We start from the raw sequence: 24204 nt of genomic DNA on the forward strand, positions 1-24204 counted from the left end.
CATCGCCTCGCAAAAGCCCAATGGCTAAAGTGTGGCCTCGATCCACTCGCGCCAATCTTGCCACTGCATTTCATCCATGTCGGAATTTGGCAATGAAGGCAGCATCACGGTGCGTCCCAAATCGGGACGTTCCAAGTGAACTGAAAGCAGTCCGTTGATGTCGAGTTCAAAGCCGAGACGCCGCATGGGATTCACCTCGTCCGGCGCCACTTCGATGATGTGACGACCTAGCGTTTGCCAATTCTCGCCATTCTTGCCCGAGGATTCCACCAACGACAACGTCATTCGATTGTCGCGTGCCGTTCCGTTGAGTTGTCGGTTCGTGCGCGCCGGTGTGGGAGTGCCACGCGGGATGATTGGCAAAATTCGTCGCTTGCCATCACGGTCAGCGACAACAAATCCAACCGAGTGTCCAGCAACGCTTTTCGCAGGCGGTTCCGAACACAACTGGCCGGGCAACTCAGACGCCACGCACGCGGCGGCACCGTGGGCCGCGTCGACTTGATCATAAAAGGTGATCGCGGCGTTGGGTGCGCCCTTCGTCAACACACGGTCGCGAATCGCGGGAAGTCTCAGCAACGGCCCCATGGCCAAACACTGCTTCAAGTCAGATGGCAACACACCTGCGCGTTGACAAACCAATTGAATGCTTTCCTCGATTGAACACAACAAGTCTTCGCACTCGGTCAGCCACTCGTCTCGGGTCAGCTCCACGGTATCGACGTGGTTTTGATGAGCGATCTCGACCCGAGTTTCAGGCATCAGCAACAATTGGTTCATTGCTCGTTCGCCCGCCATCTGAATGCGGGTGACATGAATCAATTCTTGGCGATTCGTGGCCAAGCCTTGGATGCGTTTGGGGGCACTCGGCAATCGTGACGAAATCATCTCGACCAAACGTCGAGACCACGCCATCGTGCTGTGGCACCAATGCCCCGCAGTCGCAATCTGTCGAATTTGCCCGCCGTAGACTTGCAGGATGGAGATATCCAACGACTGCCCCGTCAGGCCGACGTACAAAATCGGCGCCGATGACTGTGAATCAATGGGTGGCTGGCGATCTTCGGCGTGGCTTCCTCGATGCGGAGTCGTCATCGCGAATCGTGTCACCGCAATGCTTCGTTCAATCAGACGTACCGCGGGCAACCCTGCCAATTGTGCGGACTGATGAATCGCGCGGCGATGCAGTTGGTCGTAGCTCGACGGCACCGTGATCGCGACCGCATCGGGCCAACGAGCATGTCGTTTCCAGTTGGTTCCCAATGCCATTGGTGATGAAGAGTCACCATCGAGCGAACCTGGAGAATCCAATTGAGTCAGTGTGTTGCCAAGCAAATGCCGCAAGCACAATCCCATCGTGACTTCCGGCGGGCACATTCGTCCGTCGATCCGCCGCATCATGTCATCGCGGCCGAAGTACATCATTTGGCAGTGCGCCACCCGTTGCGGATGGCGTTCACGACGCTCGTAGGCATTGTGACCAAACAAGATTGTCGACTGTCCCGTGTCACGATCCGTTTTTTCAGCAACGGCGATTCGGCACAATGGACGAGGCCCTTGCGAGGTCATCCCCGGCCATCCGGCCAGCATTGTGCCATCGGACTGAGTGATCGCGGTCGCCGCGTGAGTCATCCCAAGTTCAATGCCAATGACACTGAGCAATCCACGACGGGTCGATTCGCCGCCCACGGTTGTGTGGTCTTCGCCAGTTTCTCGCCGAGCAAAATCCAATACCCAAGCCGGGGTCGAACGGTCGTTGTCGTATGGAGCCATCGCGCGTGCGACTTCGTCCATCGATCCATAACGTTCCGCCGGATCCTTGGCCAACATCCTTCGCACGATGTCCGCGAGTTTCAGGTCGACGTCATTTCGAAGTGTCATCAAATCCGGGACTTCCCCGTGCCGATGACCGTAAACCTGTTCGACCAAATCACCGGTGAACGGGGGATGCCCCATCAACAGATAGAACAACGTCGCCCCAAGCGAATACTGGTCGCTTCGCGAATCGGCTGAATTCGCGTCCTCGAGTTGTTCGGGTGAGATGAACGACAAAGTCCCGAGCAAAGGTCGATTCTTTGCATCGGTCGAGGCGGAGTTGTGCGAACTGTGATCCTCGGTCAGGTCCTTCTCCTGCGGCTTCAAATCACGAGGCGACGGATACCATTCGGCGGAAAAACGAGCCAAACCAAGATCCAACAACTTGATCGTTCCATCATGGGCTCGCATCAGGTTGCCAGGTTTGACATCGCGGTGAACGATGCCCGCCGCGTGTGCGTGGTGCAACGCAAAGGCAGCCTGGCGAATCGCCGACGCAGCGTCACCGATCGACATCGGTCCTTGGTCGTTCACCCATTGCGACAGCGTTCGCCCATCGACGTACTCCATCGCCATGTAGTGAATGCCATCCGCTTCGCCCGCATCAAACGCGGTGACGATGTTCGGGTGCATCAAACTCGAGGCCGCTCGGACCTCTTCGTAGAATCGGTTGACCGACTCGACACGATCAAGCCAACGGGTCGGCAGTATCTTGAGCGCAACGACTCGCCCCATCGATCGGTGCTCCGCCAGGAACACCTCGCCCATGCCTCCTCGTCCGATCGGGCGACCGACTTTGTAGACGCCTACAATTTCAGGGATGGACCGATGAAACTTCTCGACTTCAAATCCGACTTCCGAATGCGTTTGGTCGCGAGTCAACTCGCCCATCGAATCCGCGTGAGAAGCATCCAACAAATCAGCCCACGAACTGCCATCGCCACTTCCGGACTCGCTGGAGTTCTCGGCGCGACGTTGCATAGCCTTGCTGGCGGAATCGCCGAACAGTTCCGGTTCGTCAGAAGAATTGGACAATGGCGGACGAAGAATGAGGAATGGCGAGCGTACCAGGGCACAACCGAGTCTCTTCCTGACCAAGTCGCACTCGGTTCCGGAATTGGCACCCTCGGCCTACACTCTTCCTACTAGCGTAACGACGCAGCGGAAGAATTTCCGCCATGATTTTTGCAATTTCGGCCGTTCCGTCCACCCTTCCCACCGAATAAACCGCAACCGTGGCCTCGACTCCCCCCTCCGACACCCCCCGCCTCCGAATCGCCACCCGAGAAAGCCCGTTGGCCATGTGGCAGGCCGAACACGTTGCTGAATCATTGAAAAAACGTGGTTTCCAGACCGAAATCGTGCCGTTGGTCAGCAAAGGCGACACCGACATGCGCCCCATCGACGGCACTCGCCAAGTCGGTTTGTTCACCAAACGCATCCAGCAGGCGTTGGTTGATGACGAAGCGGATGTGGCGGTCCACTCCCTCAAAGATTTGCCAACTGAACCGGACAGTCGATTCACCTTGGCCGCGGTTCCCCCACGTGAATCGGTCTTGGACGCCCTCGTCTTCGCCGACGACAGTCCTCATTTGAAGGAGCAGGCGGACGCGGCCTCGCCACTGGACTGCTTGCCGCAAGGAGCACGTGTTGGAACGGGCAGCACCCGCCGGTTGGCTCAACTGAAACAGCTTCGTCCGGACCTCGATGTCCTGCCCATCCGCGGCAACGTGCAGACTCGCTTGGCCAAACTTAACGCTGGCGAATTCGATGCAATTGTCTTGGCCCACGCCGGAATCTTGCGTTTGGAAATGAACGACCTGCCTCACCGATTGTTCCCGCTCGAAGAGATGATTCCCGCTCCCGGCCAAGGTGCCTTGGGAATCGAAGTTCGAAGCGATGACACCAACGCGATGCACGCTATCTCAAGTTTGAACGACGCGGCGGCACGGTTGGCGGCGACGGCGGAGCGAAAGGTTTTGTCGGAACTTCACGGCGGATGCTTGGCTCCGATCGCTTGTCATGCCAAATTGGAAACGTCTGACACGGGCACCGAACTGTGCCTCAACGCGATCGTGATGTCAGCCGATGGCAAAGAACGATTGCAAGAATCCGCTCGCATCGCTGTCACACCGGACGACAACGACTTGGAAGTCGCCACCGCACATGAATTGGGAACAAGCGTTGCCAACCGATTGCGAGAACAAGGTGCGGACAAACTGATCAGCACCGTTCGTGACGCACACTGAATTCCCTGCGACCTCCGACACCGGCCTCCTTCAAACACCACTTCGCTTCACCTCCACCGACGACCATGAACTCACCCGCGAACTCTTCTGCCGCTCTGCCCACCGCTGGTCCAAAGAGTGTTGCCGCTTTCGAACGTGCGTCCAAGTTGATGCCCGGCGGTGTCAACTCACCGGCCAGAGCGTTTGGTGCCGTTGGTGGCACACCGCTGTTCATCGAACGAGCCGAAGGTCCGTATTTGTTCGACATCGATGGCAACCGCTACATCGATTACATCGGATCATGGGGACCGATGATCCTGGGCCACGCTCACCCGGAGGTCATTGCCGCAATCACCGCCGCCGCGGCCAAGGGAACCAGCTACGGAGCGCCGACCGAAGCGGAATCGCAACTCGCTGAGCAAATCATCGAAGCTGTTCCGAGCATCGAGAAAGTCCGCTTGGTCAACAGCGGCACGGAAGCAACCATGAGCGCGCTCCGCGTGGCTCGTGGAGCAACCGGACGAAAGAAGGTCATTAAATTCGCGGGCAACTACCACGGTCATGTGGACTCACTGCTCGTCGCTGCCGGAAGCGCCGCCGCGACACTGGGTGCTCCCGATTCCCCGGGTGTCACACCCGGTGCAGCCGAAGACACGCTGGTGCTTTCTTACAACGATGTGCCTGGTTTGCAGAGCGCGTTTGATCAACACGGCGATGACATCGCTGCTTTGATCCTCGAACCCGTCGTCGGAAACATGGGATGCGTCCTGCCGACCATGGACTTCCTGAACGCCGCTCGCGACCTGACTTCGAAACATGGATCGATCCTGATCTTTGATGAAGTCATGACAGGTTTTCGTGTGGCATACGGTGGGGCTCAGGAGCGATTCGGTGTCACACCGGACATGACGACACTCGGCAAAATCGTCGGTGGAGGGATGCCGCTGGGAGCCTACGGCGGACGTGCCGACATCATGAACCAAGTGCTTCCTGCGGGCAAAGTCTTTCAAGCCGGAACGCTGAGCGGCAACCCCGTCGCGGTGGCGGCCGGTTCAGCAACGCTTCGTTTGTTGAAAGAGAACCCTCCCTACGAGCAACTGGAACGATTGGCAGATCGCTTAGCCGAAGGCTTGGATCGCGCGGCGACCTCAGCGGGCATGGCACACACTGTTGCCAAAGCCGGCGCGATGCTGACGCTGTTCTTCAATCCCGATGCGGTCCATTGCTGGGACGATGCAGATCGTTGTGACCGAGACGCCTTTGGACGCTACTTCTGGGGAATGATGAGCGAAGGCATCTACATGCCTTGCAGCCAGTTCGAAGCGTTGTTTTTCAGTCAACAACACACCGAAGCGATGATCGACGAAACAATCGCCGCGGCGGAAAAGGTCCTGAAGTCGCTTTAAGCTCCCGGGTCTTGCCCGTCTTGATAAGCACGCAGGCGATCGATCAATGAAAGCAGTCGATTCGCGGCCGTGGGCAGTGCGACTTCACCCAGTTCCGTGAGGGCGGCGGATGGGCCACGAGTCTTTTCGCAGACTTGTTGAATCTCAATCGCGATTCGCCGCGCCAAGCGTTCTTTGTCCTGGCACAATCGCAATCGGGTTTTCCAGCGAGCCACGTTCTTGGCTTCTTCCGTGGCAGGAACTCGCTCGCCGGGCCGAACGGTGGAGCGTTTTCGACTGAGCTGATCCTGGGCCGCTGTCAGCTCTCGTTCGGCCAGTCGCGTTTGATCTCGCCAGTAGGTCACTTGATTGACCGAGAAGTGTTCATCAACGCGATTCAGTGTCGCGTGAATCGAATGGCTGGACAGACACAAGCGGTCCGCCAATCGCTCGACTGCCTTGCGAAGGGCATCGAGCGAATCGAGATCTCTGACGTCGCTTTGGGTCACGCCAGCTCATCGAGGAAGCGGTCGAGTGCCGCGTCCATCTTCTCCGGTGTGTCATAGCTTCCGTCGGCAATTTGGCGACGGATATCAGCAACGCGGTCGATTCGGATTTCACCACCACCAGCGATGGATGATGTGGAATCCAAACGATTCGCGGATGTCGCGGCGCTGGACAGATCGAGTTGGTCCACCGGCGCGGCTGATGTCTTGGAAGTGGTTGCATCCGGCTTCAGACGGTTCGCACCAGCATTGGCAGCTGGCTTGGAAACCGACGAGGCGGCTTGGCTCGTGGAAAGTCGAAATGGACCGTAAATTTGCATCTTGACGTGTGCTCCCGGGAGGAAAGCGGAATTGACAACCGCGTGACACGCCGGACCTTCGTGGCCCATATGGCATGTCGATCGATCGACAAAAGTTTGAAAAGGATTGTGGGTGCGACAACCGATCCGTCATGGGCCAGCGCCAAGGGGCGCATCCAGTCAGGGAACTCTCGACTCGGTTATCAGCGTTGCAATCCTTGTCCCAGGAATCAATCCGTCAGAATCGGTGGAGACTTCGCAAGCGCAGTTTCGAGAACACGTCTGATATCGGCCTAAAACGCGGCCGGCCTGCAGTCTCAATTGAATTCTGAGCGAAAGTTCTGGGCAAAATTCTGTTCCGTCACACTATCAATCGCGTGAAACCGCCGGCAAGGTCAACGCAGTCAAAAAAATCGGCTTTTACAAACGAATTGATTCAAGCCTCGTGGTTTGTCAGGATTGAATCTTGGAGTTGGTCAAACCGGAGGGCTCGCAACCAGCCGCTAAACTGGGCAGCGGAATGGCTGAGCCGTCCTGTGTCACCCAGGGATCTTTCACCGACAAACCATTCGCCAGTTGCCATCCGAGACACATTCCTCCAGCCCCAAAACAACCGCCGCATTCTCCCCCGACTAGTCGACAGTTCGGCGTGAAACCTTCGAGTTTCCCGCTCGGGCTCAAGTGGATTGATACCGACCCTCGGGGGACCAGCAGTTTGGCCCGGCTACCGGCTTGCCCGAAAGGTACTGGCAAGGGACGATGTTGGCCCACATCGTTCTTCATTCGCCATCCCCATCGCCAAAACGGCTTTTTCGGATCCCCGATGACTACGAATTCAGAGTCCACCGCTCCCCCGACGGCGAACTCCACCGCCAACGTCTGCTTGGTTGTCCTGGCCGCAGGCAAAGGAACTCGCATGAATAGCGAGCTTCCCAAGGTGCTGTGTCCGGTTGTCGATCGTCCGATGATTCATTTCGTTTTGGACGCCGCAGACAAAGCTGGGATCCAAAAGAAAATTGCGGTCGTGGGCTACGAAGCGGATTTGGTTCGCAAGGAGCTGCAATCCCGCGATGACGACTCGCTGACCTTTGCCGAGCAAACGGAGCAACTCGGGACGGGACATGCCGTTCAAATGTGCCTCGATCAGTTGGCCGACCACGACGGCCTGACGCTGGTCATCGCCGGTGACTCACCGCTGATTCAGCCGTCCAGCTTGATCAAGTTGATCGAGCATTTCCAAGCCACGCAGCCGGCTTTGCTACTCGGCACTCTGACCAAAGACGATCCAACGGGGCTCGGCCGAATCGTTCGAAACGACAGCGGCCAATTCACCGGCATCGTGGAGCACAAAGACGCCACCGATGCACAACGCGAAATTCGCGAGGTGAACATGAGCACGTATCTGTTCAACAACGCGGACCTGCTGGACTCACTTTCCAAACTCAGCAATGACAACGCACAAGGCGAATACTACCTGACGGATTGTGCTCGCCTGCTTCATGAAGCCGGACGCCCCGTCGAAGCTTTGCCCGTTTTGCAGGATTGCGAATCGCTTTCCATCAACAACCCCGAGGAACTTCAATTGGTCGACCAAACAATGCGAGCGATGGGTTATGCGTGAACTGAAAATCTTCAGTGGCCGAGCAAACCATGACCTTGCTGACAAACTGTGTCGTCACCTGCACTTGAAGCCAGCCCGCATCACGCTGGGCCAATTCCCGGACGGTGAAAACTACTGCAAACTCGATGAAGACGTTCGCGGTCGCGACGTTTTCTTGGTGCAACCAACTTGCCCACCCGTCAACGACAACTTGATCGAGTTGTTGACGATGATCGATTGCTGCAAACGAGCCAGCGCTGAACGCATCACCGCCGTCATCCCGTACTTCGGTTACGCACGCCAGGATCGCAAAGACGAAGGCCGTGTGCCGATCACCGCGAAATTGGTTGCCAACCTGATCACGCGGGCGGGTGCCGATCGAGTCCTCACAATGGACCTGCATGCGGCTCAGATCCAAGGGTTCTTTGACGTGCCCGTCGACCACTTGTACGCCGCTCCCGTGATCAATGATCACTTTGTCAGCCGCCGGTTCGCCGGTGACGAAGTTGTCGTGGTCAGCCCCGACGAAGGCAGCATCAAACGTGCACTGGGTCACACGAAACGACTCGGTGGCAACTTGGCCATCGTCGACAAACGTCGCACCAATGCCTTGGAAGTCCGCCAGAACACAATCATCGGCGGCCCAGTCGAAGGCAAGGTTGCACTCATGTTTGATGACATGATCAGCACGGCCGGATCAATCTGCGGGGCGGCCCGACTGGTTCACGAAGCCGGTGCGAAAGAGATCCACATCGCGTGCACGCACGGCGTTTTGTGTGGTCCCGCCATCGAACGGCTTCGGGAAGCACCAATCGACTCGATCACGGTGACGGACACGATTCCCGTGACCGGTGAGAAGCTGCTGCCAAACTTGGTGCAACTCTCGGTGGCACCTTTGCTGGCCGAAGCGATCAAGCGGATTCACCACGATCAATCGATCAGCGAACTTTTTCGCGAACGTTGATCAATCGCGGATTAGACCGGTGATCACTCAGTGTCTTGGCAAAAGTTTTCGACGATGCCAACGCCGGTCAATCCATTGCGACGCAGCTCTTGAACGAGTGTTTCAATTTCGGAAACATCCGTTCTGCCTGCGTCTCGCACGACCAAAGCCGAGTCACAAAGACTGGCCGTCGAAAGAGCAGATGTGCCGCAGTCGATGATCACAAGATCGAAGGATTGCTTGAGGCGTTCGATGACCTGTTCCAGTTCACTCGAAGCGGGCGACAGTTCTTCCGCACCGGGCAACAATGGAATCAGAGTCAAAGCATCAGACTCGGACGCCACTGCGATTTCCTCAACGGGAATTCCATCGCGAATCGCGTCGATCCAGTCATGATCCAGCTCCAACGCGAAGTCATCGACAAGCGTTGGTCCGTTGCTGTCAGCATCGACCAAAGCGACCTTCATTCCGGTGTACGCCACACTGAGCGCAATGCCCATGGCAACGGTCGAGCGACCTTCGCCGGGCAACACACTGGTCACGGCGATTGATCCGAGTCCATCGAGTTGAGCGTCCACGATGTGTTGGCCAAGTTGGTCGGCCAACGATCCACACAAGAACAACTCAGAAACTGTGTCTGGAATTTCCAGCTCGTTCACTTGCCATGCGGCGACGAAGGGTCGCTTGGCCACTTCCACCGGTTCATCAACTGGTGCTGTGACCGGTTGGACCACGGCGGCGGGTTCTGGTTCGATAACCGGTGCCAGGTCGGCCATATGAGCAGTTTGCTGACGCATCGACTCGGCGAGATAGCGTTCCGCTTCGCTCACCGTTTGTGTCACGCGAGAAGCAACGTCAGGCATCGGTTGCGGTTCGGGATGATGAACCGGCGTCTGGATTGTTTCGGGAGCGAACGATGATGGCTGCGAAACTTCGGTGTGCAGCGAGTCGACATCGACGACTGGAGCAGCAGGAATCTTTGCAACGCCAGACACAATCAGCGGTTCGCCAATTCGTCGAGCGGTGTCTTCCGCATCCACCGGGCGATCGATTCGCAGACGAGTCGACTGATCAGCGGTTTCCATCCAGATGGAACTCGATTCCGAAACCGATGCATCCAACTGCATTCCCGTCGCGTCATCGCGGCGGTCGACTCGCATCGACTTCAATCGATCCGATGGCCGTTTGATTGCCGAGGGCGAATCTTCGAGCAAATGAGACTTCGGTGCGGGCACAACGGGATCGTTATCCACGGGTGCGGCCTCGACCTCGGTCGCTTCGCCGAGCGTTTCTTCCGTTCCGCGCTGACGACGCATCGATGCGGCACGATCCAGTCGCAGAACCGCCTCGTCCAAACGCCGCGTGACTCGTTCAGATCGCTCCAATCCGGTCAACGATTCTCGAATCGTGGCGTCGTTTGTCCGTGGTGCTGCGGAGGAAGAGTCGAGCGAGTCGACTGCTTGCATTTGCGCCACCGTCTTGGAGACGTAGCGACGATTCCGAGCGTGCGATTGAATGAAATTATTGGGCTGATTCATCACGTTTCCCTGTCACTCAGCGGCGCAGATTAAAATCGGGATAGGTAGGCGGTGCGGCGACCCGTGCGTTGGGCTGATCGCCCGCTGGCGGAGTCTGAGTTCCGACGGAACCCTCCGGTCCATCGCCTGGCAATCCAAAGCGAAAGTCCGGTGTTCCGGGAGACTGCGTCGATGGAAAATCGTATTCCGAAGCAACCTCTTCACTGTTCTCTGGCACCGACAAACCAGCATCGGTCGGCTCAGTGGTTGCACTCGAAGCTTGCTCACCCATCTCCGATGGCATTGGCGGAAGGTAGTCAATCCAGTTCAAAATCGGTCCTGGTGTTCCGGTTTGAAGCGGAACAGGAATGGCCGGCGGTGCGTCGTCGGCCGCAGGTCCACTTTCTAGAGGCGTGTTCTCTTGTGTCGCGACTGCGCCGGCCGGTTCGTTGCCTGCGATCGCTTCCTGGGTTGCATCCGGCTCGGTTGGTTCGTTCAAAGCCGCGGTCGTTTCCGCTGGCAAACCCGCTCCGTAATTGGCAGCCAAAGCATCGATTGTCATACCAGCCTCAGTGGACACTTCTTCCATCTGAGGTTTACGAACCGATTGCGAGGCCGTTTCGGCTGGAGCTTCGAAGTGAAACGGGACCGAATCGAAAGGTGCCGCACCACCGACGCCATGCTGCATCGTCGAGGATGCCAACTGCGACTCCACCAAGCTGGTTCCACCTGGAACCGCCCCCATCGAGTTGGTAGCGGAAGGTTGGCCCAAAGTGGAAGTGCCGACTGATTGCTTTGGTGCGTTTGGTGCCGTAGCGGCGATGGATTGACCGGATGTACCTCGAGCGGCTCGCGGCTTCGAGTTCGCAGCAACGCTTTCAGACGCAGCGATGCTGTCCGCTGCCTTGCGGATGCCAGACGGATTCTTAGGTCGCGAAATCGTTTTTCCAGCGGCGATTGATTCGAACGGCGTCGGATCACCCTTCTTCGCAGCAGACCGATCGGCGTCAGGTTCTTTTGCCGTCAGCGCCTCTGAATTTTGCTGAGCGTTGGGATGTCGTCTCGGTGCGAACACCGCCCAACAAGCGATCACGGCAAGCAAAACCAGCAACGTGTTGCGAGATCCAACAACGCCCAAGACGCGATTGCTCAACGTCTCGGAACTCTCTTTCCAGGATCGTTTGGACGCGGATCCAGTTGGCTCCGATTCGGCAACCTTCGTCGCGGTTGAACTCGGTGTTTGATCGACGGGCGACGTAGCGACTGCGGCTGGCGTAGCAGCATCACGAATTGCAAAAGCAGACACTGGCGCTGCCGGTGGACTCAAGTCAATTTGGGGCGGTGCCAAGTCAGGCAGGCGTGTGACGCTGGCTTGTCCAACCGCATCATCAGTGGCCTCCATTGCCACATCGAGCAACTCTTGCATCGATGACTGCCCACCGTCTTCTGGTTCTTTTGAAACCGAAGCTTCTTCGATATACGACTCATCTGAGTCCGCTGGCGGGCAAAGGTCCGGCAATCGGAGCAAGGTTGGCGCCGTCGCATCCATGTCCGCTTGAGACGGATTGGAGCGGCGGCTTGGATCAGTGTTTTTGGACGCGGTTGTCATGCGTACTTCTCTCGTTTTGGAACGTGAGTGGTCGACGGAAACATCCTCCACGTACAGGACTCTCCAGGCGCAACATCTCCCCATCAATGATCGACATCAAATGGAAACGATCTTGAAGGAAATCCGGAATAGCGAAACTTTGCGGGCGACGACAAGACGGATCAAGCCACCAACATCGCCGAACCAGTTTCACGCAGTTGCGTTTCATTTCCATCGCAGAAAATCGTCCCCGATGGCCAACAACCAACTCCCGCCCAAACACTTCGCGAGAGCTTGTTCGAGCAACTCACGTTCTCAAACTTCAACTATTAGCCAATGGCCGTTAGGCCCGGTTGCCTCGTAGAAACCGGTGCGAGCGTACCTCGGCCGATATTTTCAAACTCTGCCAATGACTTGCCCTGGAGAGCGGATGGGGTCAATTCTCAGTTCGCGTCGACTCTGCTAAGTTGACATTCGATTGATCCCGTATCCAACCTTTCGGTACTAAATGATGAAACAAGTTTTCCAAGGCGTTTGCTTCGCCTCTTTGATCGCGTTCGGCGCGTGTGCATTGCCCGGTTGTGGCTCCGACGAACCAGCTTCGGTCGTGGATTCAACTGACCTCGATGCAATCGCTGATTACGAACGCATGATCGCTGAAGAAGAGAAAGCTGCCCAAGAAGGCATGGAAGCAGCCGAGTGAGACGCCACTCAGTCACGCCAAATTGAAAAAAGAACGCCACGTTGTCTTCAACGTGGCGTTCTTTGTTTCGGCCTCGATGTTGCCACCCGATGTGACACTGCGAGGGTGAATCAGAACTCGCCGTCGATCACTTCGCGAGCTCCTCGTGATCCCAGTGCTCCCCACAAACCATAAGGACTTTGTGCTCCGGGCTGGTTCATGTTGGCATCGTTTCCGTTTCGCCAAACCACGGGGTTGTTCTGATTCCCCGATTCGATGGACGACGTGATGAATTTGACCGCGCCGTCACCCATCAACACATGAGCGCCGCCTTGGTGACGGCTCGAAACTGTCATGATGGATGGGCCGTTCGAATCGTGCGGAATGCAAGTGGGGCTGTTGGGCGGCAAGATCGTGTGAACTTGAGATTGAGCGTTTTGACAATCCGCCCAGCGAAAGCCACGTCCCTTGCTGTTTCCCTCGAGAGCACCCGGAGTCCAGAATTGCGGCCGCTGTGGGTCAATCATTGTTCCATCCTCGATGCACAGTCGCGGGTTTTGGCGAATGGCAGTCTGTGCTGGCTGACGGTCGGGGTGACGCTTGGCACGAGTTCGGTTGTCGAAATCTCCCAGGTCGGTCGCAATTTCGCCCATTGCGATCGTGTTTGACAATCCGTCGAGCACGTCTCGAAATTTGACCTGCTTGTGCTTCACAAAGAATCCACGATTCGCCGCGCGAGAATGCTGCGCGTAATTGTTGGCAGCACCTGAGTTGGCCGGCCGAAGGTCACCATGCATGGTCCACCAGAAAGAATCCCCCATCGACATCGCGTAGTTCGTTCGACCAAGGCTTGGCAGACCTTTGCCGGGATCGCTAGGACAGCGAAACGTCGGCAATTCGGTCGCCCAAGGTTTGTACTGAATGTTTTGAGGCGTTGGCCCCATCGGTGGCCACGGATTCGCCGTCGTTCCGATTCCTGCTCCGGTATTGCCATCGGTGCGTTCTGAATTCGGGTTGGTGATCTGCTCCCACAAACCCTGCTGTTCCATGAATGGAGTCATCCCAACCAGAGCGCTCAGTCGCCAGTAGTTATGAGTTGTGTAGCTGGACCACCAATTGTGGCTACCGTTCCCAACGTCCGTTCCGACGCCCTGCATCGGAGCGCCGTTGTAGGCGCTGTGATAATTGTGAATCGCGAGCCCAAGCTGCTTGAAATTGTTGCTGCAACTCATTCTGCGAGCCGCTTCACGTGCCGCTTGAACTGCAGGCAGCAATAAACCAACCAAAACTCCAATGATTGCAATGACGACCAAAAGCTCGACCAACGTAAAACCACGCCGACTGCTTCTCTTTAAGTTCATGTCTCCGTTCCTCGGAATAGAAGTGCGAATCCAGACTCCTGAATGAAAGTCCTTCGCACAGACATTCCAAATACCGACCGTTTCCCATGCTCATATCCCGCCGCAAGAACCACAGCTAGCCCCCAACGGCGTCTAAATCGCCATTAGGACCTTCTTCGTGCGCATAACGTGAGAATCTTCACGCGTAAAGATGTCACTCTTTTATTGAAAAATTCTCGACATAAATTGCGAACCAGCAAAGCGCTCCCATGCAGGGGAGGAAAGAGGTTAGGTGCGCGGCTCCTTTAGCATCAAAAAAAATACGCCACGCTGAACAGTCAGCGTGGCGATCGAAAATTCAGTCTAGTGACCTCGTCCAATCTTAGAATTCGCCGTCAATCACTTCGCGTGCGCCACGCGAACCAAGTGCACCCCACAAGCCGAAGGGGCTCTTCGCACCGGCTTGGTTTTGGTTGGCGGCGTTACCGCCCAGGTGCACGACAGGGTTGTTCTGGTTGCCGGCTTCGATCGACGAGGTGATGAATTTCACGGCACCATCACCCATCAACACGTGCACACCGCCTTGGTGGCGACTGGATGCGGTCATGATCGCATTGCCGTTCGAATCGTGCGCGACGCACAACGGCGCGTTTGGTGGCAAGATGGTGTGAACATTCGACTGAGCATTCTGAGAATCGGCCCAGCGAAAACCACGGCCCTTCGTCACACCTTCCAAACCGCTGTTGACCCAAAACTGCGGGCGAGTCGGATCAATCATCGGAGATGCATCTTCGATGCAGAGCCTTGGGTTGTTCTGCATGGATGCTTGAGCACCCTGACCGCCCGAATGGGTTTTCCCGCGGGTCCGGTTGTCGGCATCGCCCAGATCAGTCGCGATCTCGGCCATCGCAATCGTGTTGGACAAACCATCCAGCACGTCGCGAAATTTGGTTTGCGAGTGCATCACGAAGAAACCACGGTTGGCGGCACGGGATTGCTGAGCGTAATTGCTCGCGACACTTGGATTGGAAGGACGTAACTTTCCGTCCATCGTCCACCAAAACGAATCGCCCATCGACATTCCGTAATTCGTTCGACCAAGGCTCGGCAAGCCTTCACCTGGATCGCTGGGGCAACGTAGCGTCGGGAGTTCCGTGGCCCATGGCTTGTATTGAATGTTGTCAGGTGCAGGTCCCATCGGCGGCCAAGGATTGGCTGGAACTCCAATTCCCGCACCGGTGTTGCCATCGGTTCGCTCTGAATTGGGGTTCGTGATCTGTTCCCACAGAGCTTGCTGCTCCATGAAAGGAGTCATCCCTACCAAAGCGTTCAATCGCCAGTAGTTGTGAGTCGTGTAGCTGGTCCACCAATTGTGGGTGCTGTCGCCAACATCCGTTCCAACACCGTGGATCGGTGCGCCGTTGTACGCGCTGTGATAGTTGTGCATCGCCAGCCCGAGTTGCTTGAAGTTGTTGCTGCAACTCATCCGCCGAGCGGCTTCACGAGCGGCCTGCACCGCGGGCAAAAGCAGCCCAACGAGCACGCCGATGATCGCGATCACGACGAGCAGTTCCACCAACGTGAACGCTCGACGAGAACGATTTTTACTTAACATGGAAACATTCCTGGTTTGAATAGTTCAGAGTTCGAGAGACTCTCGATCTGCCGTGCCAAAAGGCGCAGACCGAGAATGCGTATTTTTCGCATACTGTATATTCAAAGGAACACCACTATTAAACGCTGGCGTCGAACGAACCTCCAAAAACCCCCAAAAGAGGAGCTCAAACCCTCCTGCAGACATTTCAAAGAGGGGGAACGCCCACCAGCCATCGTCCGCAAAACGCCACCATTTTTTGAGAAAAACTTTTCTCGAAGAGCCTTCCATCCTCCATCGAGGGATTGGAACACCGGCGGCTGACAGCCGATGATCGTTCGGCTCGGTTGCGTCGCAGCAACCATCGCTACCGCACTTCGGCTAACGCTCGCAAACGAGCCGGTTGTCTTGCCCTATTTGGCTCGGCCAAGCATCAGTTTCGATCAGTTCGAAAGCGATGAGTTGAGCATTTTCGCTTGCTTCTCAGCCGACTGCATCACGGCTTCGATTTCGACGGGTATGCCGCCTTGGCGTTTGCTTTCGTAAGCCGCTTGCATGAAGGCATACAGCTCGATCGTTTCCGCGGCATCGATCGGAGATTCACCGGTGCGGAAGAATTTGGCGATCTCGACGAGCAGCGGTCGGTAGCCGTCGTACTTTCCGATTTCCCGAACGGCTTTCTCTCCGTAGACCATTCCGCCGTAGCCGGAACTGCCGGCCCGGATGCCTCGAAACGTTCCGATCCGACCATCGCTCCAGCGACCAACGGCAAACTCAAAATCGTCGGTTGACGTGTGGGACACCGTATCGCAGCCCACGCCCATGCAGGTGTAAAGCGTTTCGACACCGTGGATTCCGTACCAATACAAATCCACATGCGATGGCTCAATCTTGCAGGGGCTATGGGCACTGCAACCGAGCACCTTGCCAACGGAACCTGATCGAATCGCTTGAGCCCCGTTGCTGTAACGCAGCGAGGAACTGGAGAACATCGGCACATCGAAGTGTTTCGCCGCTGCATAGATGGCCAGCGTTTCGGCTAAGTCGGACCCGACAGGCTTGTCGATGAATACGGGCTTTCCCGCCTCGAAGACCTGCAACGCTTGCTCGTGGTGAAGCGTTCCATCGTTGGTTTCCAGCAACACGCAATCCACCTTGGACAACAGATCGCTGATGGAATCAACAATCTCGATTCCCATCGATTCCAGCTGCTCGGTGTAGCCGGGAATTCGGCTGCTGCTCGACTCGATCGATTTGCTGCCGAATGGGTAAGCAGCAACGACGCGAAAACCGGCCAACGGATCATCGGCCGAATGCTCGGCATTGAACTCCTTTGCAAACGCTGGCGAGTGCGAAGTGTCCAGCCCGATGATGCCAATCCGAACGGGCTCGTCCGCCACCACCGTCGCAACGGAAGACAAGACACTCATGCCTAGAAACGCTGTCGCAACAACCAAACCGACTCGCATGGAATCACTCACAAGAACAAAGATGAAAAACTAGATGAACTGAAAACGGCGCCGACTGGTTCTGCTCAGACAACGGGCTTCCAACCAGGTTGATACTCACGGCCCCAATATGACAACGCATCGGAATTCCCGACGGGTTTGCCGGTAGCCGAATCAATCTCCAGTTCCGATGAACTGCGGTACGCCATGTTGCCCAGGTGACAAAGCAACGTGCTCAAGTGAGCTTCCTGGATGTCGGCATTGGGGAGTCGGCCGGTGCGAGTGGCGTCCAGGAAATCGGCCAGGTGGCTCGTATCGCCACCTTCATCGTTGACGGTTTCGATTTCTTTGTTGTGGTCATCAAACCGAGTGAAACCATTGCCACGGATAACAATCGAACCTTCGCTGCCGTGGAAACTGACTCCGACCGCTGCATCATGGGGGCCCAACGGTGACCAACTCAGCCCTTCCCAGGTCGCTGTCTTTCCCTCGGGGAAATCGTAGGTCACCATCATCGTGTCGGGTGTTTCTTGATCGTCGTCGTGACGGTACTTGCCCCCGCCCGCACGAACTCGACTCGGTGTTGTGACTTGCAATCCCCAACGAGCCAAATCCAACACATGGATGCCGTTGTTGCCAAGTTCGCCGTTGCCCCAATGCCAACGCCAGTGCCAGTTGTAGTGAACCAAATTGTCCACGTATTCGCGACGCGGCGCTGGACCTTGCCACAGATCCCAGTTCAACCAATCCGGGACCGATGCCGTTTGGCCGTGCCCGATCGATGGGCGCCGGTTGTTGTACCAACTGCGTGAATAGGAAACGTCGCCGATGCCACCCGAGTGAACCAATTCGATCGCACGAATGATCGCCGGCCAACTGCGACGCTGCGATCCCATCTGCACCACACGATTGTGCTTCCGTGCCGCTTCGACAGCCAACACACCTTCCTCGGCGGTTTGGCTGCATGGTTTTTCGACGTAGACATGCTTGCCGGCGGCACACCCTAAAATCGTAGCGGGAGCATGCCAGTGGTTCGGGGCCGCCACCACGAGCGCGTCCACGTTGCCTTCGTCCAACATCTTCCGAACATCAACGAACGTCTTGGGTCGGTGCCGTTGTCCATCCGCAATGGAACCAGCCACCTTCTCAGATGCTCGCGAATCCACATCGCAGATGGCAACCACGTCGGATCCGGGATCCTTGATGAAGCCCTTTGCCAGGGCGGCTCCACGATTGTTGACGCCCATGATTCCAATGCGAACGACATCGTTGGGTGACTTCGAAGGAGAAGTCTCGGCGAGCACCGTTCGAGTTGCGACCGTCGCACTCAGTGCCGCCCCCGCCTTCAAGAACAAACGACGATCACGCGCACGATGATTCGTTTGCGTCGACGCAGAAGACTGGACACCAGGATACTGAGAACGCTTGGTCACGGCGGAATCCTTTGGTTGAATCGAAAGCGTTGATCGCGGTTCGCCAAACAAGCTGGACTTCGCACAACAACGACGCATGCGAAAACAAACTCAAAACGACTGCGACCAGCGGCCGGTCTCAGCGATTCCAAATCGGAAACACCAAGGCCCATTCGATAGGTGGGAGGGTTGGGTGGGACGTTTGAACCAGCCTGGCGGCCGACTCAAGATGCCATGCACTCGGGTTTGACTCGAGTGCATGATGAGACGTGACTGCTCATTGTACGCAGAATCGACTCCGCATTGGGCTCGCTCCCGCGACTCCCGATTCGCGTGCTCACACTCGGACCCTGGACATGAGCCGACGCGGGAAAGAGATTGACGTTGATTCCCGTCATTCGTCGACCGCTTCCACGGCGCAAGAAACCCTGATGAGCCTCCCTGATTCAGCCTCCACCCGAATCGATTCGTCCGACTCGATGATGGATCGTTTGGTGCTTTCGTATCTGGACATTCGCCGAGCAATCGGGCTGAGCGGTTTGGTTCTGCCACTCGTTCTGGGGCCCGGCGGAATGTTGCTCGGGATCGAAATTCAAGAGAACATGAGCAGCTACTACCACACGCCACTCCGAGACGTGTTTGTGGGAACGCTCTGCGCCATCAGCATTTTCTTGTTTTGCTACCGCGGATACGATCGAATTGAAAACTGGACGGCCAACATCGGGGCAGTCGCAGCGATCGGGATCGCCCTTTTCCCTTTGGATTATGGCAGTGATCCGCTGATTCAGAAGTCGTTCGTGGGATACGTCCACACCTTCAGTGGAGGCGTGTTCTTCACAACACTGGCGTTCTACTCGCTCTATCACTTTCCTCGGGATTCAAAACGTGAAGCCGAGTCCCATCTGTTCGAACGCTCCGCCGCCTTTCGCGCCAGCGGATTGACGATTTTGCTGATCACGTTCGCCATGGGCGGCTACATGGTCCTGACGCCACAAGATTGGAAGGATTGGCTGAACGGCTACAACTTCCTGTTCTGGGCAGAATGGATTGCCGTTTGGTCCTTCGCGAGTTCTTGGCTCGCAAAAGGCCGAATCATCGTGACCGAGATCGGCGTCGAAGTCCTCGCCTATTCGCGAAAAATGGTGCTGGAACATGGTTTGGGTATCAAAGACAAACCGTGAGACACTCGATCAGCTTCCTTGATCGGGCACACCAAACGTGCGAGCAAACTCGACATCCTCTTCGCTCAATTTATCGAGCGGCACGGATATCGTTTGCCGGTTGTCCAATCTCAACAGCGAGACGTTCGACTTATCAACCGATCGCAACATCGCTTTGATCGTGAACGATCCACTGTCGTCCGACCACTCTCGCGGAAACTTGGTCGCGACTTCCCGGATTGATTTCCAACGACTGAGAATCTGCTCGAATTGGATGTCATTCTTCCAATTGGATTCGTCGCGAAGTTCTTCCTCCAGCAAACGCTCCAACTTCGAATTCGCTGGCGGTGGCGCGCTGTTGGTTGCCAGTTGCGCAAACTGGTTCCCCAGCGCATAGTTCGGTCGAACCCGACTTTTCTTAGATCGTGGCTCCCAATGCTTCACCATTTCGGATTGCTGCTTCGAAGTCAGCCGTGGCAGGTTGGTGGCATCGAATGCCTCCATCGTGGGCATCAAATCATTGTCAAACAACATCGCTCGAATCGGATCGAGGTGATGAAACCCGACACGCAAATCAAATTTGGTTGCCTTCCCGACATAGCTTGCTCCTTCGATTTTGTAGTCAACGCTACCGGCATATGGCATTCCCATTTCGGTCGAGAATTCCCACATCCCGGAACCTGAAAGCGTGAGCTGTTTCCCAGCAGAAACGCCTCCAGCAATTTCAATTTCGCGATCGAAAGCCAAGTGACCTTGTTCGAGCGACTCCCGTGGAGTCATCAGCGAAAACACGGAAATCGTTGACTGAGCAACTTGGTCGTTATTCGATGAAACGAAGTTCAAACCACTTTCACTACGAGAGCTGAATCCCGACTCTGTTTTGCCGTCATCCGGTAGCTGCAAGAAGATCAAACCCGCGATCGCACCGGTGGCGAAGGGCAGGTTTCCCTTTTCACCTTTGCCGCGAATTTTGCCTGAAGCCGTGCACCAGATCTCTCCGTCGCAAAAGCGAAACAGCCCCCGATATTGCTCCAGCTCGACAAGTTTTCGCCGCTGCAACTCCATCCGCATCGCTTCGGCACGCTGACTCGCGGCTTGTTGCAGACGTGCCATATCCGGATCGGAAGGAGTCCGCCCAAATTGGTTGTTCGGGCCAGCTTCGTAGGACTCCCGCGTACGTCGATGGTACGTCGCAAGCGCACCTTTGTTGGCAAGCTTGTTTCCCATGAACGGAATCGTCTGATAGGTCCCTGTCCATTCCTTGGAATCCGATTTCGTCACCACGTAACGCAATCGGCATCGTTGGCGGATCATGATGGGATTGCGTTCGCCTTCGGTGGTTTCAATGATCCGGTACTCAATCCCGTAGTCAAACGTTTCGCCCACCGCGGGCAAGTAGGCAACGTCCTCGCAGCGAGCCTCGCTAGCTATCCCAAGCGTTCCAGCGAACAACACGATTACCAAACGTTGCAATGGACTCGTCGTCGCCCAACTCATAATTCCTCCGCCAACTGTTCCATGTCCGTCTTGAGCGTTCGCATGTAGCGTCGCCACTCCAGTTCCAACGTGACTCGGTCGCCAAAGCACTCGTTGAACAACTCCACCAGTTCCATTCCCTTTTCTTTGGGAGGCGTGTCGACGGGAATTTTGCGTGACTTGCCGTAAAACTGAATCAGTTCGTCAAACCGTTCGGTGAACAAGTAATGCGTCAACGCCCAAGCTTGCCCGTAAGCAGGAAGCTGGTCACCAAGAGCCGATTCAACAATGAATCCAAGGTCCGAAACGATGAACTCCACACTTCCGCGAACCGTGTCGCCTTCCAACGCGCGGTAGTAACTGATCCGGTTCTGGTCGACCACACCAACGCCACTCCAAACTGCTAACTTCGATGACTCAAAGTAGGACGCCAAACCTTCGTGGACCCAGCGAATGAAAACACCATCCCGCGGGAACAATCCCGTGTTGGCGGCCAATTGGTGAACCGCTTCGTGTGAGACCGTTGCGACGTCTTCGCTCTCGTGCTCGATGTCGATCAACAACGAAACCGTGTTCGCGAACCGAATGATGTGAGCCGCGTTGGGACTTCGAGTCCGCTTGGCTTGGTCCTTCATTTCATCGAGCTTGTCCGTCAATTCTTTCAAGTACAGAAAGATTTCAGTGGTGCCCGAGTCATAGAAAAACGAAACGTTCTCCTCAGGGAGGTAGAAACCAGCGACCTGCTTCAGACCCATTTCGAGCCGTCGTTCCATCAACAAAAAATCTTTGTGTTCCGAAAACAAGACGGCATTGAGCGGTTCGCTTGGCGGTTTCAAATAAAACCCACGCAGGGCAAATGTCAGGAAGTACGACTCGTAGACTTTCTCCAACAACTCCAGACGCATCTCCGCTCGAGTCATCTTGGTCACCGCGTCTTTTTCGCTTTGGGCATCATGGAACAACGCAAAGTGCTTGCTCCGCGACATTTCCATACGGCTCCCTCCGATCAAGTTCCGAACATGGGCCTCGCTCGCGGAATCATTGGGCACCGGCCGATTGATGTGCACCATCAACGACGCCAACTTTTTGATCTTCGTATCGGACGGGTCCAATTTCCAAGCATCGCTGAGCAGTGACTTGCACTCCTTCAACATCCCATGCTGGAGTGCCCACTGGGCCAATTTGATGTAGTTGTCGACCGTCTTTTCGCTGAGGATTTTCCCCGATTTGCGTTTGAAGATGGTTTGCCGGGTTGGCGTCTGAATCACCTGCAAATCGCGAGCGTTGAAATACAGCGATCCGCGAGGATGACGAAAGGTGACCGTGCCTCCAGGGTTGTAATTCGTCGTGCCTTCCAGCAACAAACCGGCGTCCGTCCCCGGAATCTGGTAGATGGCATAGTCCGCCCGAGCAACCTGCCACGAGCAACAACTCGCCAGCAGACTGACGATTGCAATGACGCGAATCCAACCTGAACCTTCAATCCTGCACAGCCGATGCGGCGAGGAAGTCTGCAAAGGTAAGTCTCCACTTCGGCCGCGAAATCGGTCCGCTTGGTGAGCTCCAATCTGGATGCTCGTCATCCTATTTCTCCATCGTGGCAATCACCGGCCAGACACTATTCAGCCGCCAGTCCTGGGTGAACAGAACTACTCCTGAGGCGTGTCCAGCCTCCCCTAAAAAGAAGTGATTGTAACTCGGTCGAGAGTGCTTTGTTGCGAGCAACCGCAGGAAGGATCCTCGCAATTCACTGGTTCCAGCCGTCAAAATCAGACCACTCGCTAAATCAGTTGATTTCCCCCAATCGAGAAGCGACTCGAGCGAGCGATACTCTCGTTCTTCCAGGGAAGCTCCTACGTTCACGTTTCGTTCAAGCCGAGGTAGCATCAGGGTATGGCATCCCAGGACGGAAAGCCTACAAGCCGTTTCCGCAACATCGCAAAGTGAGCCATGACCTCGCCAAGCCCTCGTTCCCCTTCCTCGCCATCGAAGCCGCAGCTATCGGTTCGGAAGAAGATCCTGTTTTCCTTCGTGTTTGTTGTTGGAGTCCTTGGATCGATCGAGCTCTTGCTGCGTGTTGCGAGGATTGGCGAGCCGCCCGCAATTGGCGTTTTGCGGTTTGGCTACGACACTGGCATTCCAATCTTTGACGGGGATGGTATTGAGCGAGAAGGCGAGTTCTATCAGGACGTGCCACTATTCGAAGCCGACCCGAATTTGTTCTGGAAACCGATCGCCAACACACCGTTCACGGGCACGGATGGGCTGCGACTTCCTGCTCCTAAACAACAATCAAAGAGAGACAACACTTACCGAATTGGAGTGATTGGCGACTCCTGCAGCTTTCTCGGAACAACGCTTTACCCGGCTCGTTTCGCCAACCTCATCGAGGAAGCCACCGAACTCGACGTTGAAGTCGTCAACGCGAGCTGCCCGGGCTACACATCCTTCCAAGGCAAGCAACGTTTGCAAGCTCTGTGGCCTTGGGAACCGGACATCGTCGTCGCCTACTTTGGTTGGAACGATCACTGGAAGTCGTTGAACGGTCAAACGGATCGAGACGTGATGCAGAGACAAATGTTGAGCGACCGAGCACGCACTTGGCTGGGGAAGTCGCGAATTTTTTGGTGCATGTACTCGTTGCGTACCAAGCTTGCACCGTTGAAGTCGATTCGCGACGCGCCCGTTCGTGTTCCGCTGGAACATTATCAAGAGAACCTGCAAGAGATCCTTTCCCGCTCGGAAGAGCATGCTTGCCCCACGTTCTTCGTCACGGCTCCTTCCGCGTATCGCGACGGCCAAATGCCACCTTGGTCGTATGACTTTTTCGGTCAGTTTTATGGGATGAATGCCAATGACGTTTCTGCCATTCCGCAAACGCACCATCAGTACAACGATGTGGTGCGACAACTCACTGAGTCAAACTCGAACGCTCACTTGGTGGACGTTGCCGCTGACTGGAGAAAAGAATCGGATACAGAGAAAGATCCAGAACGATTTCGGGGCGATCGGATTCACCTGACTGAACAAGGGCATCAAGAAATCGCCGAGCAGCTTTTCAAACGGTGGACCGAGCTGGACGTTCGTGCAAAGTGAGATTTGGTGCGACGGAGCGCTGACCTGTGCCGCCCGCCGAAAGATGAAGGCGAAGCAAATTCCGAAGCAGTTAGTGCGAGACACCCCGAGAAAGTCGGCGCAAGAAAAAGGCCAA

The 24204-nt window shown here is 56.0% G+C and carries 18 protein-coding genes; 7 read left to right on the forward strand and 11 right to left on the reverse strand.

Annotated elements, in window-relative coordinates; genetic code table 11:
• Positions 1 to 24: 24 nt before the first annotated feature.
• Positions 25 to 2850, reverse strand: a complete 2826-nt coding sequence (locus tag CEE69_RS19435) for a protein kinase domain-containing protein (protein ID WP_099262273.1) — start codon at positions 2848 to 2850, stop codon at positions 25 to 27.
• A 239-nt stretch (positions 2851 to 3089) separates the two neighbouring features.
• Here CEE69_RS19435 and hemC point away from each other — a divergent pair, with 239 nt between their 5' ends.
• Together hemC and hemL are read left to right on the forward strand one after the other, a co-directional pair.
• Positions 3090 to 4064, forward strand: coding sequence for a hydroxymethylbilane synthase (hemC, locus tag CEE69_RS19440; protein ID WP_261341357.1), 975 nt, complete (start codon positions 3090 to 3092; stop codon positions 4062 to 4064).
• A 65-nt stretch (positions 4065 to 4129) separates the two neighbouring features.
• On the forward strand, positions 4130 to 5449 hold the full coding sequence (gene hemL, locus CEE69_RS19445; protein WP_099262275.1) for a glutamate-1-semialdehyde 2,1-aminomutase: 1320 nt from the start codon (positions 4130 to 4132) through the stop codon (positions 5447 to 5449).
• On the opposite strand, the gene CEE69_RS19450 is transcribed toward hemL, so the two are convergent.
• Positions 5446 to 5937, reverse strand: coding sequence for a hypothetical protein (locus CEE69_RS19450; RefSeq protein ID WP_099262276.1), 492 nt, complete (start codon positions 5935 to 5937; stop codon positions 5446 to 5448). The two genes, hemL and CEE69_RS19450, sit on opposite strands and share 4 nt — an antisense overlap.
• A complete protein-coding gene (locus tag CEE69_RS19455) occupies positions 5934 to 6254 on the reverse strand; it encodes a flagellar biosynthesis anti-sigma factor FlgM (RefSeq protein ID WP_099262329.1) in 321 nt (106 codons plus the stop codon). The genes CEE69_RS19450 and CEE69_RS19455 overlap by 4 nt, the downstream gene beginning before the upstream one ends.
• 802 nt (positions 6255 to 7056) lie before the next feature.
• Here CEE69_RS19455 and CEE69_RS19465 point away from each other — a divergent pair.
• Both CEE69_RS19465 and CEE69_RS19470 read left to right on the forward strand, forming a co-directional pair.
• Positions 7057 to 7854: a sugar phosphate nucleotidyltransferase gene (locus CEE69_RS19465; RefSeq protein WP_099262277.1), complete on the forward strand. Its 798-nt coding sequence runs from the start codon at positions 7057 to 7059 to the stop codon at positions 7852 to 7854.
• Complete coding sequence (locus tag CEE69_RS19470; protein WP_099262278.1) at positions 7847 to 8797, forward strand: ribose-phosphate diphosphokinase; 951 nt, start codon at positions 7847 to 7849, stop codon at positions 8795 to 8797. Before CEE69_RS19465 ends, CEE69_RS19470 begins: the two co-directional genes overlap by 8 nt.
• 23 nt (positions 8798 to 8820) lie before the next feature.
• Here the strand turns inward: CEE69_RS19470 and CEE69_RS19475 are convergent, their stop codons facing one another.
• Both CEE69_RS19475 and CEE69_RS19480 read right to left on the reverse strand, forming a co-directional pair.
• Positions 8821 to 10317 (reverse strand): tyrosine-protein kinase family protein, encoded by a 1497-nt coding sequence (locus CEE69_RS19475; RefSeq protein WP_099262279.1) that lies wholly within the window; start codon positions 10315 to 10317, stop codon positions 8821 to 8823.
• A 13-nt stretch (positions 10318 to 10330) separates the two neighbouring features.
• Positions 10331 to 11902, reverse strand: coding sequence for a hypothetical protein (locus CEE69_RS19480; RefSeq protein ID WP_233215415.1), 1572 nt, complete (start codon positions 11900 to 11902; stop codon positions 10331 to 10333).
• A 487-nt stretch (positions 11903 to 12389) separates the two neighbouring features.
• On the opposite strand from CEE69_RS19480, the gene CEE69_RS19485 reads away from it, so the two are divergent.
• On the forward strand, positions 12390 to 12584 hold the full coding sequence (locus CEE69_RS19485) for a hypothetical protein (RefSeq protein ID WP_233215416.1): 195 nt from the start codon (positions 12390 to 12392) through the stop codon (positions 12582 to 12584).
• Positions 12585 to 12694: 110 nt separating this feature from the next.
• Here CEE69_RS19485 and CEE69_RS19490 read toward each other — a convergent pair whose 3' ends face one another.
• From CEE69_RS19490 to CEE69_RS19510, 4 genes are all read right to left on the reverse strand, one after another.
• On the reverse strand, positions 12695 to 13924 hold the full coding sequence (locus CEE69_RS19490) for a DUF1559 domain-containing protein (RefSeq protein WP_099262281.1): 1230 nt from the start codon (positions 13922 to 13924) through the stop codon (positions 12695 to 12697).
• Positions 13925 to 14285: 361 nt separating this feature from the next.
• Positions 14286 to 15518, reverse strand: a complete 1233-nt coding sequence (locus CEE69_RS19495; RefSeq protein WP_099262282.1) for a DUF1559 domain-containing protein — start codon at positions 15516 to 15518, stop codon at positions 14286 to 14288.
• A gap of 422 nt (positions 15519 to 15940) precedes the next feature.
• The gene (locus tag CEE69_RS19505; protein ID WP_099262284.1) at positions 15941 to 16966 is read right to left on the reverse strand and encodes a Gfo/Idh/MocA family protein; all 1026 of its coding nucleotides are present in this window, start codon (positions 16964 to 16966) and stop codon (positions 15941 to 15943) included.
• 65 nt (positions 16967 to 17031) lie between these two features.
• Positions 17032 to 18456 (reverse strand): Gfo/Idh/MocA family protein, encoded by a 1425-nt coding sequence (locus CEE69_RS19510; protein ID WP_099262285.1) that lies wholly within the window; start codon positions 18454 to 18456, stop codon positions 17032 to 17034.
• 332 nt (positions 18457 to 18788) lie between these two features.
• On the opposite strand from CEE69_RS19510, the gene CEE69_RS19515 reads away from it, so the two are divergent.
• The gene (locus tag CEE69_RS19515) at positions 18789 to 19538 is read left to right on the forward strand and encodes a hypothetical protein (RefSeq protein ID WP_099262330.1); all 750 of its coding nucleotides are present in this window, start codon (positions 18789 to 18791) and stop codon (positions 19536 to 19538) included.
• Between the two features lie 9 nt (positions 19539 to 19547).
• On the opposite strand, the gene CEE69_RS19520 is transcribed toward CEE69_RS19515, so the two are convergent.
• Together CEE69_RS19520 and CEE69_RS19525 are read right to left on the reverse strand one after the other, a co-directional pair.
• Complete coding sequence (locus CEE69_RS19520) at positions 19548 to 21014, reverse strand: SHD1 domain-containing protein (RefSeq protein WP_099262286.1); 1467 nt, start codon at positions 21012 to 21014, stop codon at positions 19548 to 19550.
• Positions 21011 to 22576 carry a DUF1570 domain-containing protein gene (locus tag CEE69_RS19525; protein ID WP_233215419.1) on the reverse strand — a complete coding sequence of 522 codons (1566 nt, stop codon included), beginning with the start codon at positions 22574 to 22576 and terminating at the stop codon, positions 21011 to 21013. The genes CEE69_RS19520 and CEE69_RS19525 overlap by 4 nt, the downstream gene beginning before the upstream one ends.
• Positions 22577 to 22943: 367 nt before the next feature.
• Here CEE69_RS19525 and CEE69_RS19530 point away from each other — a divergent pair, with 367 nt between their 5' ends.
• Entirely contained in the window at positions 22944 to 24089 is a 1146-nt protein-coding gene (locus CEE69_RS19530; protein ID WP_099262287.1) for an SGNH/GDSL hydrolase family protein, read from the forward strand.
• Positions 24090 to 24204: the final 115 nt, after the last annotated feature.

Origin of the sequence: Rhodopirellula bahusiensis (genome assembly GCF_002727185.1) — a bacterium.
Taxonomy (GTDB): domain Bacteria; phylum Planctomycetota; class Planctomycetia; order Pirellulales; family Pirellulaceae; genus Rhodopirellula; species Rhodopirellula bahusiensis.